We start from the raw sequence: 16,763 nt of genomic DNA, 5'->3' as shown, positions 1-16,763 counted from the left end.
GGTCAGCCCGCGTTCTTGGCGAACTCGGTGGTGTAGGTCTTCGCCAGGTCGATCTTCGCGTTCTTGATGTTCGGGTTGAACGCCTTCAGGACGCGCTCGACGGTCTCGGGGCCGTTCGCCGGCATCACACCGTCCGTGGTGAACATCGGCAGCGTGCTCTTGATCGCCTCGGTGTAGAGCTTCTGGTTGCCCGCGGCGTAGTCCGCGGGCATCTTGGCGGCGATCTCCTCGGGAGAGTGCGTCGACATCCACTTGAGCGTCTTGACGAATGCGTTGACCATCTTCTGGACGGTCTCCTTGTGACCGTCAACCCAGGAACTCTGCATGTAGAGGCTGGAGGACGGGTACGGGCCGCCGAACGCCTCCTGCGAGCCCGCGGGGGTGCGCATGTCGACCAGGATGTGGCCGAGCTTCTTGTCCAGCACCTGCGCGACGGTCGGGTCGGTCGTCATGCCGGCCTGGATCGAACCCTTCTGCAGCGCGGCGATGAAGGTGGGGCCCGCGCCGACGGCGACCCGGGTGAAGTCGCTGGACTTCACACCGTTCTTGACGCCGAGGTACTGGCTCAGGAAGTCGGTGGAGGAGCCGATTCCGGTGATGCCGACGTGCTTGCCCTTGAAGTCCTTGGGGGAGGTGATGTCCTTGGCCTTGTTCGAGACGATCTCGACCTCGCCGGGAGCGTGCGAGAACTGCACCACCGATGTGACGGCCTTGCCCTTGGTCTGCAGGTCGAGCGTGTGGTCGTAGAAACCGACCGCACCCTGCACCTGACCCGAGACGAGCGCCGTCTCGGCCTGGACACCGGCGGGCTCCGTCAGCAGTTCGACGTTGATGCCCTCTTCCTTGAAAAAGCCCAGCTGCTGCGTGAGCATCGCGGGCATGTAGATGACCTTGTCCAGGCCGCCCACCATGATCTTGACCGACTCGCCCTTGACCTTGCCCGCGGGCTGGCCGGCGCTCGACGTCGTGGATGCGTCGTTGGCGCAGGCGGTCAGCGAGGAGAGGGCGAGCACGCCCGCGACGGCCAGTGCCGGGATCTTGACGGAATTGCGCATGATTCACACGTCCTTGTGAGTACCAGGGGAGAAAAGCGGTGCTGGGGAGGGTGTGGTGGCGGAGCGGGTCAGCGGTCGGCGCCGTGACCGGTCGGCTTCCACTTGAAGAGGCGGCGCTCCACGAGGGTCAGCAGTCCCTCGGCGACCAGGGCGACCACGGCGAGGATGGCCATCGCCGCATAGACACCCGCCGGGTTGAAGTTGCCCTGGGCCGCGGCGACGAGGAGGCCGACGCCCTTGGAGGCGCCGATGTACTCGCCGACGATGGCGCCGATCAGGGCGAATCCGAAGCTGATGTGCAGGCTGGTGAAGATCCAGGTGGTGGCGGAGGGGACGACGACCTGAAGCGTCACCTTGCGGTTGCTCGCACCGAGGATGCGGGCGTTGTCGACCAGATTGCGGTCGACCTCCCGGGCGCCCTGGAAGGCGTTGAAGAAGACAGGGAAGAAGACCAGCACGATCGCAGAGGCGATCTTCGATTCCGGGCCGAGGCCGAACCAGATGACGAAGATCGGCGCCAGGGCGATCCTGGGGATGGCGTTGAGGACCTTGACGTACGGGCCGAGGACGTCGGCGAGGAAAGCGATCCGGCCGAGGACGATCCCGAGGACCACACCGGCGATGACGCCGATGATCCAGCCCATGAAGGCCTCGTACAGCGTGATGGCGATCTGCTCGCCGAGGGAGCCCTGAGCGGTGCCGTGCAGGACCCAGGTGCTGATCTGGTCCCAGACCTTCGAGGGCATCGAGAAGTTGAACGGGTCGATGACCTTGGTGCGGGCGAGCACCTCCCACAGGCCGAGCAGTACGACCAGAAGCAGCAGCCGGCTGCCCAGGACCAGGCCCTTGCGGCGGCGTGCGGCCCTGGCACGGGAGTTCTTGCGCCCTTCGGCGCTCGTCGCGGCCGCGGGTGCGATGCCGGTTTTGGTCTCAGGCTGCGTGGTCGACATCGGCCGCACCCCTTTCGCGGGTGATACGGACCTCTTCGCCGAGCGAGGACCAGATCTCGCGGTAGATCTCGATGAACCGCGGCTCCAGCCGCACCTCCTCGACCTTCCGCGGGCGGGGCAGATCGATGGTGAAGATCTCCTTGACCGTGGCGGGTCCTGCCGTCATGACCACCACGCGGTCGGCGAGGGCGATGGACTCCTCCAGGTCGTGGGTGACGAAGACGACCGACGATCCCGTACCGGCCCACAGCTCCAGGAGCTCGTCCGACATCAGCGCGCGGGTCTGCACATCGAGGGCGGAGAACGGCTCGTCCATGAGCAGGATCTCCGGGTCGTTCACAAAGGTCTGGGCGAGTGCGACACGCTTGCGCTGGCCGCCGGAGAGCTGGTGAGGGTAGCGGTCCTCGAAGGCCGAGAGGCCTACGCGGGCCAGCCAGTCGCGGGCCCGCTCCTTCGCCTCGGCCTTGGGCACACCGCGGAAGCGGGGGCCGGCCATCACATTGGACAGGACTGTGCGCCAGGGGAAGGTGGCGTCCTGCTGGAAGACGAAGCCGACCTTGTCGCCGATGCCTGACACCGGCTCGCCGGAGACCAGCGCCTCGCCCCCGGTAGGCTCCTCAAGGCCGCTGATCAGGGTCAGCGTGGTCGATTTGCCGCAGCCCGTGGGACCGACGACGGCGATGAACTCGCCGCGGGCCACGGTCAGGTCCAGATCCCGGACGGCGGTGTGCAGCGCCCCGGAGGGCGTACGGAACGCCTTGCTGGCGCCCCGCAGCTCGATGGCGGGGCTCGTGTCTGTGCTCATGGAGCGGGACCGTAGGTGTGGCACGCACCACGGCGTCAGTCTTGTGGGCGCAAGACCGTCTTCTGCTCGCAAGACACTGTTGTGCTCGTTTTGCTCGCGCTACAACTACGTGGTTGAAACAAACGGTTAACACAGGGAGGTCGGATGATCGACGTGCTGGTGGTCGACGACGACTTCCGTGTTGCTGAGATCAACGCTGCGTACGTGGGAAAGGTTCCCGGCTTCCGCGTCGCCGCCCGCGCGCACAGCGCCGCCCAGGCGATGGCCACGCTGGAGCGCGAGCACATCGATCTGGTGTTGCTCGACCACTACTTGCCGGACGAGACCGGCCTCTCGCTGGTCCGGCGGATGCGGCAGCTGGGCCACCACACCGATGTGATCATGGTGACCGCGGCCAGTGACGTGGAGACCGTGCAGGCCGCCATGCGCCATGGTGCCCTGCACTATCTGATCAAGCCGTTCACCTTCGCCGGACTCCGCTCCAGGCTGGACAGTTACGCCGCGCTGCGCCGCACCGTGGACCGCGTCGGCGGCAGCGGCGAGGCCGCGGTCCAGGAGCAGGTGGACCGGATCTTCAGCGCCCTGCGCACGGCGGGGCCCACCGCGTCGACGGGGCTGCCCGCAGGTCATTCCGTACCGACGTCCGAGCTGATCCGCGAAGTGCTCACCGGGGCGCCGCAGCCGCTGTCGGCCCATGAGGTGGCCGCCAGGACGGGGCTGAGCCGGTCCACCGCCCAGCGGTATCTGCGCCAGCTGGAGCAGACCGGGCGGCTCCGGCTCAGCCTCAGGTACGGGGACACGGGCCGGCCGGAGCACCGCTATGTCTGGGCCGTGCCGGGGTCAGACGGCCCCGGCTCCGGTCAGTGACCGTACTTCCGTCTCCGCGTGCCTGGCCGCGTCCGCGGGCTCGGCCGAGGTGACCGTACCGAGCCAGCCCGCGAGGAAGCCCAGCGGGATGGAGACCAGACCGGGGTTCTGCAGCGGGAAGAACTGGAAGTCCATGCCGGGGAAGAGGGATTCGGGGCTGCCCGAGACGACGGGAGACAGCAGCACCAGGACGATCGCGGGGACCAGCCCTCCGTAGACCGACCAGACCGCCCCGCGGGTGGTGAAGTTCCGCCAGAACAGCGAGTAGAGCAGCACGGGCAGATTTGCGGATGCGGCGACCGCGAAGGCGAGGCCGACCAGGAAGGCCACGTTCATGTCCTTCGCGAGGAGCCCCAGGGCGATGGCGACCGCCCCGATGCCGGCCGCGGCGACCCGTGCCACGGCGACTTCGCTGTGCTGCTTGGCGTGACGGCGCTTGAGCGAGGCGTACAGATCGTGGGCCACGGAGGCGGACGAGGCGAGCGTGATGCCTGCGACGACCGCGAGGATCGTCGCGAAGGCAATCGCCGCCACCACGGCGAACAGAACCGTTCCGCCTGTGGATCCTGCGCCCCCGCCGAGATCCATGGCGAGCAGCGGAACCGCCGTGTTCCCCGCGGCATTCGACTTCCGTACGGCGTCGGAGCCGACCAGGGCGGCAGCGCCGAAGCCGAGCACGATCGTCATCAGGTAGAAGGCGCCGATGAGGCCGATGGACCAGACGACGGAGCGGCGGGCGGCGCGCGCGGTCGGCACGGTGTAGAAGCGGGACAGGATGTGCGGCAGTCCCGCCGTGCCGAGGACCAGCGCGAGGCCGAGGCTGATGAAGTCGAAGCGCGCGGTCCAGTCCCCGCCGTACTTGAGGCCGGGCGAAAGGAACTTCACGCCGTGACCGCTGCGGTCCGCCGCGGTGTTGAGCAGGAGGTTGAAGTTCCCGTGGAAGCGGACCAGCACGAGCACGGTGAGCGTGATCGCACCCGCCATCAGCAGGACGGCCTTGACGATCTGGATCCAGGTGGTGGCCCGCATCCCTCCCAGCGTCACATAGACGACCATGAGCGCGCCGACGCCGATCACCGCGAACACCTGTGACGCGCCGCTGTTCCCACCGAGGAGGAGCGAGACCAGGCTGCCCGCACCGACCATCTGCGCCACCAGATAGAGAACGGACACGGTGACGGAGGAAGTTCCCGCCGCGATGCGTACGGGGCGTTCACTCATCCGGGCCGCGACCACGTCGGCGAGGGTGAACCGGCCGCAGTTGCGCACCAGTTCGGCCACGAGGAGCAGCACGACCAGCCAGGCGACCAGGAAGCCGACGGAGTAGAGCATGCCGTCGTAGCCGAAGAGGGCGATCAGGCCGGAGATGCCGAGGAAGGAGGCGGCCGACATGTAGTCGCCCGCGATGGCGAAACCGTTCTCCATGGGGGAGAAGAGCCGTCCGCCCGCGTAGAACTCCTCGGCGGAGCCGTGCCGGTTGCGGCTCACCCAGGTGGTGATGGCGAGCGTCACCGCGATGAATGCGCTGAAGAGCAGCAGCGCCAGAGTCTGGTGGTCGCTGCTCACCTGGTGATCCCCCGCGTCAATTCCTGTGTGTCCCAGCGGAGATCGAGCGCGGCCCGGTCCCTGCGCAGTCGCGCATGACGTGCGTAGGCCCAGGTCAGCAGGAAGGTGGTGAGGAACTGACCGAGCCCCGCGACCATCGCGACATTCACCGCCCCGGCCACCGGGCGGGCCATGAAGCCCGGAGCCGTCGTGGCGGTGACGACATACGCCACGTACCAGGCGAGGAAGGCCAGGGCCGCGGGGACGACGAACCTCCGGTAGCGGCTGCGCACTTCCTGGAAGGCGGCGCTGGCCTGCACCTCGAGATAGATGTCGGCCGCGCTGCGGCCCGGCTCGGGCGATTTCTGCGCCGGTACGGCCGCGGGAACGCCGCTGCCGGCCTCGTTCAACTCCCCCCAGCCGGAAGCCAACGCGTCGTACCAGGGGTCGTCGAGCCGCACCTCAGCGGACTCGCGCCCTTCGTCCTTCTCCACCGAACGTCCTCTCCCTGTACGCGGACCGCTACGGCCGCGTGCCCAAGGATGGGTACATCGGGAAGATCCCGGGCCCTTCTGGGCCCCTCTTCACCCCATTAGGTGACTAGGTGAGGGATGTACCAGGTGGCCGCGCAAGGCCCTGTTGGTAGGCGTATCGCACGGCCTGGGCACGATCGCGCACTCCGGTCTTGGCGAAAAGGTTGTTGATGTGCGTCTTCACCGTCGCCGTGGAAATCTGCAGCGAACGGGAGATCTCCTGGTTGGATAGCCCTTCGGCGATCAGCACCAGGGTCTCGGCCTCGCGTGCGGTGAGCCCGTCGGGCAGCTCCGCCGCGGCCGCGGCGGGCGTCGGCGCACCTGTGACCCGCTCCACCAACAGCCTCTGCACACTGGGCGACAGCCCTGCCTGTCCTGACATCACGTCCTGGACGGCCCGTACGATCTCGTCGCCCCCGGCGTCCTTGGTCAGATAGCCCCGGGCCCCCGCTCTCAGCGCGGGAAAGATCGAATCGTCGTCCGCGTACGTCGTCAGCACCACGACCTGCGTGGACGGGTACAGGTCGCGGATCCGACGCGTCGCCTCCACCCCGTCGCAGCGCGGCATCCGCAGGTCCATCAGCACGACATCGGGGGCGAGTTCGGCGACGAGGGCCACCGCCTCCTCGCCGTCCTTCGCCGCGCCCACGACCTCGATGCCGGGCAGCAGCCCGAGCAGCATCACAATGCCTTCGCGCACCACGGACTGGTCGTCGGCCACCACCACTCGCGCCGTCATGCCGGCACCCTCAGTCGCACCATGAAGCCCTCCTCGTCCGGTCCGGCCTCAAGAGTCCCGCCGAGCAGCTCGGCGCGCTCCCGCATCCCCAACAGACCGTAACCGGAGCCACTGACAGTGAGCTCCCCGTCGGGCTTGCGACCACCCGAGTCCCGTATTTCCAGGGCGATTTCGCCCGGTTCGTACGCCAGCCGCACCCGCACCCGCGCCCCCGGCGCGTGCTTCCGTACGTTGGTCATCGCCTCCTGCGCCACCCTCCGCACCGCCTGTGATGCCTCGGCCGGCAGCGGCCGCCGCTCCCCCGTCACGGCGAGCTCCGCGGCACCCACCACCTCCTGCAGGAACTCCTCCACGGGCGTCATCTCCCCCCGCAGCGCGGAGAGCGCCTGCCGGGTCTCCGCGAGCCCCTCACGGGCCATCCCGCGGGCCGCGACCACCCGTTCCAGGACCTGGTCGCGGAAACCCCCGGACGGCTCCCGCTCGATCAGCAGCCGGGCCGCCTCCAGATGCACCAGCTGGGCGGAGAGACTGTGCGCGAGGACGTCGTGGATCTCCCGGGCGATCCGCCCCCGCTCGGCCAGCGCCGCCGTCTCAGCCTCGGCGGCACGCGCCGCCCGCTCCTGGGCCAGCAGCCGCTGGGCGCTGCCCCGCGCCTCCGCGTCCAGCCTCAGGACGTAACCACCGAGCCCGAGCCCCGCGGTGGTGACCGCGGTCCCCAGCCAGCCGTCCGTATTGACCAGGGCATAGGTCCCCAGGGCGAGTGCGGTGCAGGGCAGTGCGGCCATGAGCGGCAGCCGCTCCAGAGCAGTGACGGCGCAACCGCACCAGAGCACCACGGCCGGGGTGTGGAACCCGGACTGCTGTGCGGCCATCGCCGCGCCCATCAGCAGCACCATCAGACCGACCGAGGGCCACAGCCTGTTCTCCAGGCTGGTGCGGAAGAACGCCCAGGCGACAGCGGCGCACCCGGCCAGGCCCACCGCGGCCGCGGCCAGCCCCCAGGCCGGTGCGGTGGCCTGCGAGAAGGTGCTCCACAGCAGCAGTGTCAGCGTGAACAGCCGCACCGTACGGGCGAGCCAACGTCTGGCATGCGTCAGCCCCTCGCGGGAGAGCGCCTCCCGCGAGGGCCAGCTGGTCCAGGTACTGGTGGTCACACACGGTCCTTCCAGGCCGCCCTCACCGGGCCGGCGGCAGCGACACCGTACGGCGCCCGCATCCGCCCGGCCCGCCAGGTCAGCACTCCCGACCGTACGAGCAGGGAGGCGGCCAGCGCCATCAGCAGGGCCCCGCTGCCCAGCCGCACCCCGGCCAGAGCTCCGACGCCCATCATGCCCAGCCGCACCAGCATCCCCACCACCCACACGGCGGCAGTGGCCATGGTGCCCTTCGCCCAGACCGTGCCGTCGGTCTCGGCCCACACCTTGGTGGTCCAGGCCCAGCCCGCGCCCAGGGCCAGGCCGACCAGCAGCTCGGCGCCTATCAGCAGGACGGACCCGGTGCGGTGGTGCACATCGAGCAGTCCGTCCTGGCGCACCGCGCAGAACAGCAGCACGCCCGGCAGGACCCACCAGCGCCGGTCGTGGGCGATCTGCTGCGTCCTGAACTGCCGGACGAGCACCAGCACGACAACAGCGGCGATCACCACGACATCGGTGAGCGTGGACATCAGGGCCTCCGGGGGACGACGAAGTTCTATGCCTTCGAAGTTACGGAAATGCCCTGGTCAGCGGATCGGAGCAGGGGTGGACCGTGGGTGGAGCTTCACGCTCCACCCACGGGTGGAGAACCCTCAGGCGTCGATGCGCGAGCGGTCCAGGGTCGCCGCGGAGCTGGTGATGAACTCCTTGCGCGGCGCGACCTCGTTGCCCATCAGCAGATCGAAGACCTGCTCCGACGCCTCCAGGTCACCGATGTTGATCCGCCGCAGCGTCCTGAACCGCGGATCCATCGTGGTCTCCGCCAGCTGGTCGGCGTCCATCTCGCCCAGACCCTTGTACCGCTGGATGGCGTCCTTGTAGCGGATGTTCTTGCGCTGGTACTCCAGCATCGTCTGCCGCAGCTCGTTGTCCGAGTACGTGTAGACGTACTTGTCCTGCCCCTTCTTGGGCTGGACGAGCTCGATCCGGTGCAGCGGCGGCACGGCCGCGAAGACCCGCCCCGCCTCGACCATCGGCCGCATGTAGCGCTGGAAGAGCGTGAGCAGCAGGATCCGGATGTGCGCGCCGTCGACGTCCGCGTCGACAAGCAGCACGATCTTTCCGTAGCGCGCCGCGTCGATGTCGAAGGTCCGCCCGGACCCCGCTCCTATGACCTGGATGATCGCCCCGCACTCGGCGTTCTTGAGCATGTCCGACACGGAGGCCTTCTGTACGTTCAGGATCTTTCCCCGAATCGGCAGAAGAGCCTGGAACTCGGAGTTCCGGGCGAGCTTGGCCGTACCGAGCGCCGAGTCCCCCTCGACGATGAAGAGCTCGCTGCGCTCCACGTCGTCGCTGCGGCAGTCGGCGAGCTTGGCCGGCAGCGAGGAGGACTCCAGTGCGGTCTTCCGGCGCTGCGCGTCCTTGTGCTGGCGGGCGGCGATACGTGTACGGGCCGCGGCGACGGCCTTCTCCATGACCGCCCGCGCCTGCGCCTTGTCGTCGCGCTTGGTCGAGGTCAGGAAGGCCTTGAGCTCCTTGGCGACGACATTGGAGACGATCCGGTTGGCCGCCGAGGTGCCGAGGACCTCCTTGGTCTGGCCCTCGAACTGCGGCTCGGCGAGCCGTACGGTCACGACCGCGGTGAGCCCCTCCAGGGCGTCGTCCTTGACGACGTCGTCCTCGGCGACGCGCAGCAGCTTGGCCGAGCGCAGCACCTCATTGACGGTCTTGGTCAGAGAACGCTCGAAGCCGGACACATGGGTGCCGCCCTTGGGGGTGGCGATGATGTTGACGAAGGACTTGACCGTGGTGTCGTAGCCGGTGCCCCAGCGCAGGGCGATGTCCACGGCCAGCTCTCGGGTGACCTCGGTGGGGGTCATGTGACCGCGGTCGTCGAGGACAGGGACGGTCTCCTTGAAGGTGCCCATGCCGGTCAGCCGCTGAATGTCGCAGACCGCTTTGTCCTGCGCGAGGTACTCGCAGAACTCGCTGATGCCGCCGTCGAAGCGGAAGGTTTCCTCGGTCTTGCCCTCGCCCTCGATGCCCCGCTCGTCGCGTACGACGATGGTGAGCCCCGGCACCAGGAACGCCGTCTGGCGGGCGCGCTGGTACAGGTGCTCCAGGGAGAGCTTGGCGTCCTTGAGGAAGATCTGCCGGTCCGCCCAGTAGCGGACCCTCGTTCCGGTACGGCCCTTGGGCACCCTCTTGCCCTTGAGGAGTCCGCTGGCCGGGTCGAAGGGGCTGTCGGGGCCCGGTTCGGTGAACATGCCGGGCACGCCGCGCCGGAAGCTGATGGAGTGCGTCGTGTTCCTGTCGACCTCGACGTCGAGGCGGGCGGAGAGGGCGTTGACGACGGAGGCGCCCACGCCGTGCAGACCGCCGGAGGCCGCGTACGAGCCGCCGCCGAACTTTCCGCCGGCGTGCAGCTTGGTCATGACGACTTCGATGCCGGACAGCCCGGTCTTGGGCTCGATGTCGACCGGGATGCCCCGGCCGTTGTCCCGCACCTCGACGGAGCTGTCCTCGTGGAGGATGACCTCGATCAGGTCGCAGTGGCCACCGAGAGCCTCGTCGACGGAGTTGTCGATGATCTCCCAGAGGCAGTGCATCAGACCGCGGCTGTCGGTGGACCCGATGTACATGCCCGGCCGTTTACGGACCGCTTCGAGCCCTTCGAGGACGAGCAGGTGCCGCGCGGTGTAGTTGGAGCTGTCCCTTTGCACGGACGTATCGGCGGTCACGCAGTTCGCTCCTCGCTGAATTTACTTTGGGGCCCAGTGGGTACAGGCCGGGCGTCGCTCACCCGTCAGAGGGTACCGAGGCCTGGTAGAGCCGTTGTTACACCACCCTAGACAACGGCACAGGCCAATCCGTCATCGTACACACGTTCGATAGCTCGTTGGAGTGAAGCGCACATCACGTTCCCTTCGAGGCATGAACCATTTAGGCTCCGGGCACGTCCTCATCAACAACCGGCAACCCAGCCGGGAGGATCAACCCAAGACAATCAACGCGAAACCGTAAAGCCACCGCAATACGGCACCTTCGCCGCCAACCGGCAGCAGACAGCCACCTTGACAAAAAGTTTCAAGGAAAAGCCTCGAGCGGGAACGTTTTCGGCCTGGTTGGATGTTGACCCTGGTACGACAGCTCGTCGAGCTAGAGAAGAGGCGACGTGACTACTGTTCTGACCCCCGCGAGCCCCCTGACGGCCGCCGACCGATGCGACCGATGCGGCGCCCAGGCATATCTGCGCGTTGTCCTGGCCAGCGGCGGCGAACTGCTCTTCTGCGCCCACCACGGACGCAAGTTCGAGCCTGAGCTCAAGAAGATCGCCGCGGACATCCAGGATGAGACCGATCGGCTCACGACCGTACCGGCCACCTCAGCCGAAGAGGAACGCTGACACCTCGCACCCACGACGAGCCAGAGGCCGGTCCAGGACCGGTCGACGGGCGGCTCCCCCTGCATCGCAGGGGGAGCCGCCCGTTGTCGTATCCGGTCCCGAATGGCCGGAATCAGCCGTTCGACCCGGCCTCGGGGAAGAGCGCGGAGATCCGCGTGTAGACCCCGGGGTTCGACGCCTGCCCGCAGCCGACCCCCCAGGAGACCAGCCCGATGAGCCGCCCACGGGCCACGAGCGGGCCCCCGCTGTCGCCTTGGCAGGCATCGTGCCCGCCGCGCGGATCCCCGGCGCAGAGCATGCTGGCGGCCACGTACGTCCCGTCCTCGTTCCCCGGGTACGCCTTCTCGCACGCCGCATCGGGCAGCACCCGCACCCCGGTGGAGCGCAGCTCGCCCGGGTAGGCCCCATTGCCGGTCGTGTCGCCCCAGCCGTAGACGGTGGCGCCCGCGCCCGGCCGGTCCGCCATGTCGCCGGGCTTCGCCATCTGGAGCACGTACGACTCCGGGAGCGCGTGGGACAGGGTCAGCACGCCCAGGTCGTCGGCGTTGGTGCCAGGGTTGTAGTCCGGATCGGTCCAGGTGCCACTGACCCGGATCTCCTGACCGCCCGGGCCCCGCNNGCGGGGCCCCGAGCACCTCCCGGCTCAGACAGTGGGCTGCCGTGACCACCTTGTCCGGCTCCACGACCACTCCCCCGCAGAACTGACCCGCCCTGGCACCTCCGAACCGGTCACGGCTGGACACCGCCACGACCCAGGGGCTGTCGGAGACGTGCGCGGGCGACCCTCCGATGACCACACCGTCGGACACGGCGGGCACGGAGACCGCGGGAGGTGCCGCGGCAACCGCTCCGATCAGTACCAGCACCCCTGTCAGCGCTCGGGCGATAGGACGACGCATGACGGCTCCTGACTCTCCGGTGAACACGGTTCACCCAGAGTCGACCAGGACGCTGCCGCCCGCACCCGCTCATGCCGCAGGCCCGGGTCTCGTGAGAGAGCCCGGGCCTGCGGCGTACAACACTTCGTACGGCCTAGTCGAGGTAGTCGCGCAGAACCTGCGAGCGCGACGGGTGACGCAGCTTCGACATGGTCTTCGACTCGATCTGACGGATGCGCTCACGCGTCACGCCGTAGACCTTGCCGATCTCGTCGAGCGTCTTCGGCTGACCATCGGTGAGGCCGAAGCGCATGGAGACCACACCCGCCTCACGCTCGGACAGCGTGTCCAGGACCGAGTGCAGCTGCTCCTGCAGAAGCGTGAAGCTGACCGCGTCGGCCGGGACGACGGCCTCGGAGTCCTCGATGAGGTCACCGAACTCGCTGTCGCCGTCCTCACCCAGGGGGGTGTGGAGCGAGATGGGCTCGCGCCCGTACTTCTGGACCTCGATGACCTTCTCAGGGGTCATGTCGAGCTCCTTGGCCAGCTCCTCCGGGGTGGGCTCACGGCCCAGGTCCTGGAGCATCTGGCGCTGGACGCGCGCGAGCTTGTTGATGACCTCGACCATGTGCACCGGGATACGGATGGTGCGGGCCTGGTCGGCCATGGCGCGCGTGATCGCCTGACGGATCCACCAGGTGGCGTACGTGGAGAACTTGTAGCCCTTGGTGTAGTCGAACTTCTCGACCGCGCGGATCAGACCGAGGTTGCCCTCCTGGATCAGGTCCAGGAAGAGCATGCCGCGGCCGGTGTAGCGCTTGGCCAGCGAGACCACGAGACGGAGGTTGGCCTCCAGCAGGTGGTTCTTGGCCCGGCGCCCGTCCTCGGCGATGATCTCCAGCTCGCGCTTGAGCTTCGGCGCGAGCTTGTCGGAGTTCGCCAGCTTGTCCTCGGCGAAGAGACCCGCCTCGATGCGCTTGGCGAGCTCCACCTCCTGCTCGGCGTTGAGGAGCGGGACCTTGCCGATCTGCTTCAGGTAGTCCTTGACCGGGTCGGCGGTGGCGCCGGCGACGGCGACCTGCTGCGCAGGCGCGTCGTCCTCGTCGTCGTCGGAGAGAACGAAGCCCTTGGCCTCGCCACCCTCCTCCTCTTCACCGTCGCCGGCCTTGGCCGGGGTCTCCTCGGACGACTCGTCGTCGTCCATCTCGTCGGCGTCCTTCTTGGAGGCGCTCTTCTTCGCGGTGGTCTTCTTGGCCGTCGCCTTCTTGGCGACGGTCTTCTTGGCTGCCGCCTTCTTGGCGACCGCCTTCTTCGCGGGCTCGGTGTCGTCGGCGACGGCGTCTGCGTCCACGGTGGCACCCGCGGGTGCCGCAGTGGCCGCGACGGTCTTCGTCGTGACCGTCTTGGCAGCAACCGTCTTGGTGGCGGTGCGCTTGACCGGGCTCTTCGCTGCGACGCTCTTACGGGGGCGCTTGGGCGACTCCGCGGCACTGACCATCAGCGTCACACCCTCTTCCTCGAGGATCTGGTTGAGGCTGCGCAGAACGTTCTTCCACTGGGTTGGCGGAATCTGGTCAGCCTCGAAGGCCCGGCGCACGTCGTCGCCGGCGATCTGCCCATCAGCCTTTCCCCGCTCGATGAGCGCCATGACAGACTCGGACTCGGCGATCTCCGGCGGGAGAGTACGGGATGTGCTGGCCGACACGAACAACCTCTCGGAACGATGGAAACGGCTTCCGGTTCAGACCCTGATGGGGCCGAACCGACGACCGCCGGCTGGGGATGTACCGACGGCGCGGGCTGAACCTCGGAGCTGCACAGCGCCACGTACGGCTGCTGTATTCCCTCTTCGACTGTCGCCTCTTAAGTCATCGCGCTGTTTCGAGGAGTGTTACGCCCAATCTGCGTGGCCCGAGTCACACCTCAATTACGACGTTAACGACAAGCGCGGACGTTCACCCACAAGTGTGTCGCCGGACCCGAGGGATCCGGCGACACACGGTCCGTACGAACGCGCAGGTCCTTGCCCGGTCAGTGCTCCCGCGGGGCCGGAACCACGCGCTCCACCTCCGGGTGGACCATGAGCAGTTGACGCATGGCGGACTCGGCGCCCTGCGGGTCGGCCGCGACGATGGCCTCCACGATCCTGGCGTGGTGCGCGAGCGAGATCTCGGTGGGCCGGTCACAGCCGGTGACGGGACCGCCGGAAACATGGAGCGCCGCCGAGACGATTCCCGAGAGGTGCTCCAGCATGCGGTTGCTCGCCAGCTGGATGAGCAGCGAGTGGAACTCGGCATCGGCGCGGGAGAAAGTGATCGAATCGCCCTGGGCGAGAGCGTGGCCCATGATCTCCACCATGTCGGCAAGGCGCTGCTGTACGTCCTCACGGCCATGCCCCGCCGCAAGGCGGGCGGCGAGCGGCTCGATCGTCCAGCGCAGCTCGGCCAGCTCACGGCGCTGGTCGTCGCGCTGCGGTCCGAAGGCGCGCCATTCGATGATGTCGGGGTCCAGCAGGTTCCAGTCACTGACCGGGCGGACCCGGGTACCGACATTCGGGCGGGCGCTGACCAGGCCCTTGGCCTCGAGTACACGCAGCGATTCGCGTACGACCGTGCGGGAGACCTCGAAACGCTGGCCGATCTCTTCGGGAACGAGCGGACGGTCGGCGCCGAGGTCGCCGGAAACGATCATCTGACCGAGCTGCTGGACAAGTTGGCCGTGCAACCCACGGCCGCGGCTGCCCGCAGAGCGCCGGCCGACCCGGCCGAGTTCCGCATCGGCCCCGCCCCAGGAGGGGGGACCGACACGGTCGGCGCCGGGCGCCTCCGCGTAGGGATAGCGGTCGAGTTCGCCCGGACCCGCCAGTCCGGAGTCGGCGGAACGGGCGGCGGTCATCATGGAGTGCGCAAGGGTAGTCACGCATCCTTTGTCGGCGTGGCTCCTGCGCCCCTTGAGGTCTTTGGTGAAAAGCACACGAAAGGGTGATCGCCGCACCCCTCTCAATTGACGCCTTATCGGAAAGAAGCGGGCGTCTTCAAAGGAGTTGTGTGCAGGTCGGAGCGGATACGCAGGAAGACGGTCACCAACGGGCCCTGCCGCGAAGGCCGGTGAGCAGATATGCGCAGAGCAGGCCCGAGAGTGACAACGCCAGCGCCGCACCGACGGGCTGCGCCACGAGTCGCAGCAGACCCGCCAGCCATCGGTCGGTCTGGTATGGCCACGAGATCCAGGCGAAATCGCGCAGCCTGCCGGGGAGTCCCGCGACAGCGAGCGTTGACGGCCCGGCGAACATCTTCTGCACCAGCGGTACGACCAGGACCGGTACGGCCAGGACCGCGGCGAGCCCTGCCGACGTACTCCTGAAGACACCGGCGGCAAGCAGTCCTGCCCAGGCGCAGCCGACCACGAGGGCGCCCCAACTCACCGACAGGGCCTCCCAGTCCGGCGGTACGTGTGCCAAGTCGCCCCCGTACAGCAGACGGAGAACCTGGGCGTCGGTCACAACGACCAGTGCGGCCATGAGCAGCGCGGCCCCGGCGGAGACTGCGAGTTTGGCCGCGAGCAGTCCGAGCCGTCGGGGGACCGTGCCTCGGCCTGCCGCGAGAGCGGGGTAGCGGAACTCGTCGCCGAATGCGAGGGCGCCGAGCAGCCCCGCACCGAAGGCGGCGGGCGGCAGCGGGAGATAGCGGGGCCAGGCGGCCAGGAGGCGGGGAAGCGGGGTGCCGCCGGTGCGGGCGAGGAGTACGGAGATGACGGCCGAGGCGAGGAGGACCGCGGCCCCGACGAGGGGGGCCGTCCGTACGCCCAGGAGCCGGCGGAGTTCGTAGCGGACCGGGCGGAGCGGTCCGCGGGCCGGGCGGCGGACGAGCGGCGGAGCGACACTCTCGGCGCGGATCGCGGGCGTGGGGCCGGCGGGGACTTCGGGCGCCCGGGGAGCGGGCGTCGGGCCCGTCTCGTCGGCGAGTTGATGGATGAGGACGCTGTGCCGGAAGGCGGTGTCGCCGATTTCGGCACAGCTGCTGCCGTAGACGGACAGGAGACTGCCGCCCTCGGCGACGACTTCGACGGAGCGCCGGGTCTCGCGGGCCTCGCGGCCGATGAGAGCGGCGAGGCGGGTGGTGTGCGGGGTACGGACCGCGACGCGGGGGCGGAGCCGGGTGCGGGCGAACTCTGCCGCGTCCTGGTCGGCGACCAGCCGCCCGGCGTCGATGGTGAGGACCCGGTCTGCGGTGCGAGCCGCCTCTTTGGGGTCCCTGGTGGTGTAGAGGACGGTTCCGCCGTGGGCGGCATGACCGCGCAGCAGGCCGTGCAACCAGCTGTTCTCGCGTGGGGAGAGCCCCTCGGAGGGCGCGTCGAGGAGAAGGGTGTGGGGGTCCGCGAGCAGGGCGGCGGCGAGGCCGAGCCTGCGGTCCATGCCGAGGGAGAGAGTGCCGAGGCGCTGGCCCCCCAGACCCGCCAGGCCGACGACTTCGAGCAGGTCGTCGGCGCGGGAGGCAGGAACGCCGGCGGCGGCGCAGAGCATCCGGAGCTGACTTCGGGCGGTACGGGCGGGATGGCCGGGCACATCTCCGAGAAGTGTCCCGACCTCGCGCGCCGGGTGGGCGATGCGGTGCAGGGGGCGGCCACGGAAGCAGGTGACACCGCGGCCCGGTTCGAGTTCGAGCATCAGCCGCAGGGCGGTGGTCTTCCCGGATCCGGGGGTCCCGAGCAGCGCCGTGACCTGTCCGGACCCGGCCTCGAAGGTCAGATCGTCCACGGCGGGCCCGAGGTCCTGGCGAGGGGTGCTGGTCAGTCCGATGGCCTGGAGCATCGCATCTCTTCGGCGGCAGGGTTGGTACCGCAGCAA

At 68.7% G+C, this 16,763-nt stretch carries 14 protein-coding genes and 1 pseudogene; 2 read left to right on the top strand and 13 right to left on the bottom strand.

The genetic code is table 11. The features are described 5' to 3' along the window. Positions 1–2 precede the first annotated feature (2 nt). The 3 genes from J0695_RS22905 to J0695_RS22895 form a co-directional block, all read right to left on the bottom strand. Entirely contained in the window at positions 3–1,055 is a 1,053-nt protein-coding gene (locus tag J0695_RS22905; protein WP_206964175.1) for an ABC transporter substrate-binding protein, read from the bottom strand. Positions 1,056–1,123: 68 nt separating this feature from the next. After that, positions 1,124–2,005: an ABC transporter permease gene (locus J0695_RS22900; RefSeq protein ID WP_206964173.1), complete on the bottom strand. Its 882-nt coding sequence runs from the start codon at positions 2,003–2,005 to the stop codon at positions 1,124–1,126. After that, a complete protein-coding gene (locus J0695_RS22895; protein ID WP_206964171.1) occupies positions 1,986–2,810 on the bottom strand; it encodes an ABC transporter ATP-binding protein in 825 nt (274 codons plus the stop codon). Before J0695_RS22895 ends, J0695_RS22900 begins: the two co-directional genes overlap by 20 nt. Before the next feature lie 144 nt (positions 2,811–2,954). Between J0695_RS22895 and J0695_RS22890 the strand changes: the two genes are divergently transcribed. Further along, complete coding sequence (locus J0695_RS22890) at positions 2,955–3,677, top strand: response regulator (RefSeq protein WP_206964169.1); 723 nt, start codon at positions 2,955–2,957, stop codon at positions 3,675–3,677. Here the strand turns inward: J0695_RS22890 and J0695_RS22885 are convergent. The 6 genes from J0695_RS22885 to J0695_RS22860 form a co-directional block, all read right to left on the bottom strand. Next, a complete protein-coding gene (locus J0695_RS22885; protein WP_206964167.1) occupies positions 3,651–5,243 on the bottom strand; it encodes a monocarboxylic acid transporter in 1,593 nt (530 codons plus the stop codon). The genes J0695_RS22890 and J0695_RS22885 overlap by 27 nt on opposite strands. Continuing rightward, a complete protein-coding gene (locus tag J0695_RS22880; RefSeq protein WP_206964165.1) occupies positions 5,240–5,716 on the bottom strand; it encodes a DUF485 domain-containing protein in 477 nt (158 codons plus the stop codon). The genes J0695_RS22885 and J0695_RS22880 overlap by 4 nt, the downstream gene beginning before the upstream one ends. 106 nt (positions 5,717–5,822) lie before the next feature. Beyond that, entirely contained in the window at positions 5,823–6,494 is a 672-nt protein-coding gene (locus tag J0695_RS22875; protein ID WP_206964164.1) for a response regulator transcription factor, read from the bottom strand. After that, entirely contained in the window at positions 6,491–7,648 is a 1,158-nt protein-coding gene (locus tag J0695_RS22870; RefSeq protein WP_206964162.1) for a sensor histidine kinase, read from the bottom strand. Before J0695_RS22870 ends, J0695_RS22875 begins: the two co-directional genes overlap by 4 nt. After that, entirely contained in the window at positions 7,645–8,160 is a 516-nt protein-coding gene (locus J0695_RS22865) for a DUF1453 family protein (protein ID WP_206964159.1), read from the bottom strand. The genes J0695_RS22870 and J0695_RS22865 overlap by 4 nt, the downstream gene beginning before the upstream one ends. Before the next feature lie 123 nt (positions 8,161–8,283). Beyond that, positions 8,284–10,374: a DNA gyrase/topoisomerase IV subunit B gene (locus J0695_RS22860; protein WP_307798723.1), complete on the bottom strand. Its 2,091-nt coding sequence runs from the start codon at positions 10,372–10,374 to the stop codon at positions 8,284–8,286. Positions 10,375–10,808: 434 nt separating this feature from the next. On the opposite strand from J0695_RS22860, the gene J0695_RS22855 reads away from it, so the two are divergent. Continuing rightward, complete coding sequence (locus tag J0695_RS22855) at positions 10,809–11,039, top strand: DUF7455 domain-containing protein (protein WP_206964151.1); 231 nt, start codon at positions 10,809–10,811, stop codon at positions 11,037–11,039. 112 nt (positions 11,040–11,151) lie between these two features. Here the strand turns inward: J0695_RS22855 and J0695_RS22850 are convergent. The 4 genes and pseudogenes from J0695_RS22850 to J0695_RS22835 all read right to left on the bottom strand — a co-directional run bounded on the left by J0695_RS22850 (position 11,152) and on the right by J0695_RS22835 (position 16,727). Continuing rightward, positions 11,152–11,938: pseudogene (locus J0695_RS22850) on the bottom strand (serine protease). Between the two features lie 133 nt (positions 11,939–12,071). After that, a complete protein-coding gene (locus J0695_RS22845) occupies positions 12,072–13,622 on the bottom strand; it encodes an RNA polymerase sigma factor (protein WP_206964149.1) in 1,551 nt (516 codons plus the stop codon). A 326-nt stretch (positions 13,623–13,948) separates the two neighbouring features. Continuing rightward, entirely contained in the window at positions 13,949–14,836 is an 888-nt protein-coding gene (locus J0695_RS22840; protein WP_206964148.1) for a FadR/GntR family transcriptional regulator, read from the bottom strand. Between the two features lie 160 nt (positions 14,837–14,996). Then, positions 14,997–16,727: an ATP-binding cassette domain-containing protein gene (locus J0695_RS22835; RefSeq protein WP_206964146.1), complete on the bottom strand. Its 1,731-nt coding sequence runs from the start codon at positions 16,725–16,727 to the stop codon at positions 14,997–14,999. Positions 16,728–16,763: the final 36 nt, after the last annotated feature.

This window comes from Streptomyces beijiangensis (genome assembly GCF_017315755.1).
GTDB lineage: Bacteria > Actinomycetota > Actinomycetes > Streptomycetales > Streptomycetaceae > Streptomyces > Streptomyces beijiangensis.
Note: the sequence above shows the minus strand (reverse complement) of the source record. Positions and strands in the feature narration are given on the sequence as shown.

Excerpts from the sequence above, each read along its gene's own strand:
- J0695_RS22905 (WP_206964175.1), bottom strand. The coding sequence starts at position 1,055 with ATGCGCAATTCCGTCAAGATCCCGGCACTGGCCGTCGCGGGCGTGCTC.
- J0695_RS22900 (WP_206964173.1), bottom strand. The coding sequence starts at position 2,005 with ATGTCGACCACGCAGCCTGAGACCAAAACCGGCATCGCACCCGCGGCC.
- J0695_RS22895 (WP_206964171.1), bottom strand. The coding sequence starts at position 2,810 with ATGAGCACAGACACGAGCCCCGCCATCGAGCTGCGGGGCGCCAGCAAG.
- J0695_RS22890 (WP_206964169.1), top strand. The coding sequence starts at position 2,955 with ATGATCGACGTGCTGGTGGTCGACGACGACTTCCGTGTTGCTGAGATC.
- J0695_RS22875 (WP_206964164.1), bottom strand. The coding sequence starts at position 6,494 with ATGACGGCGCGAGTGGTGGTGGCCGACGACCAGTCCGTGGTGCGCGAA.
- J0695_RS22865 (WP_206964159.1), bottom strand. The coding sequence starts at position 8,160 with ATGTCCACGCTCACCGATGTCGTGGTGATCGCCGCTGTTGTCGTGCTG.
- J0695_RS22835 (WP_206964146.1), bottom strand. The coding sequence starts at position 16,727 with ATGCTCCAGGCCATCGGACTGACCAGCACCCCTCGCCAGGACCTCGGG.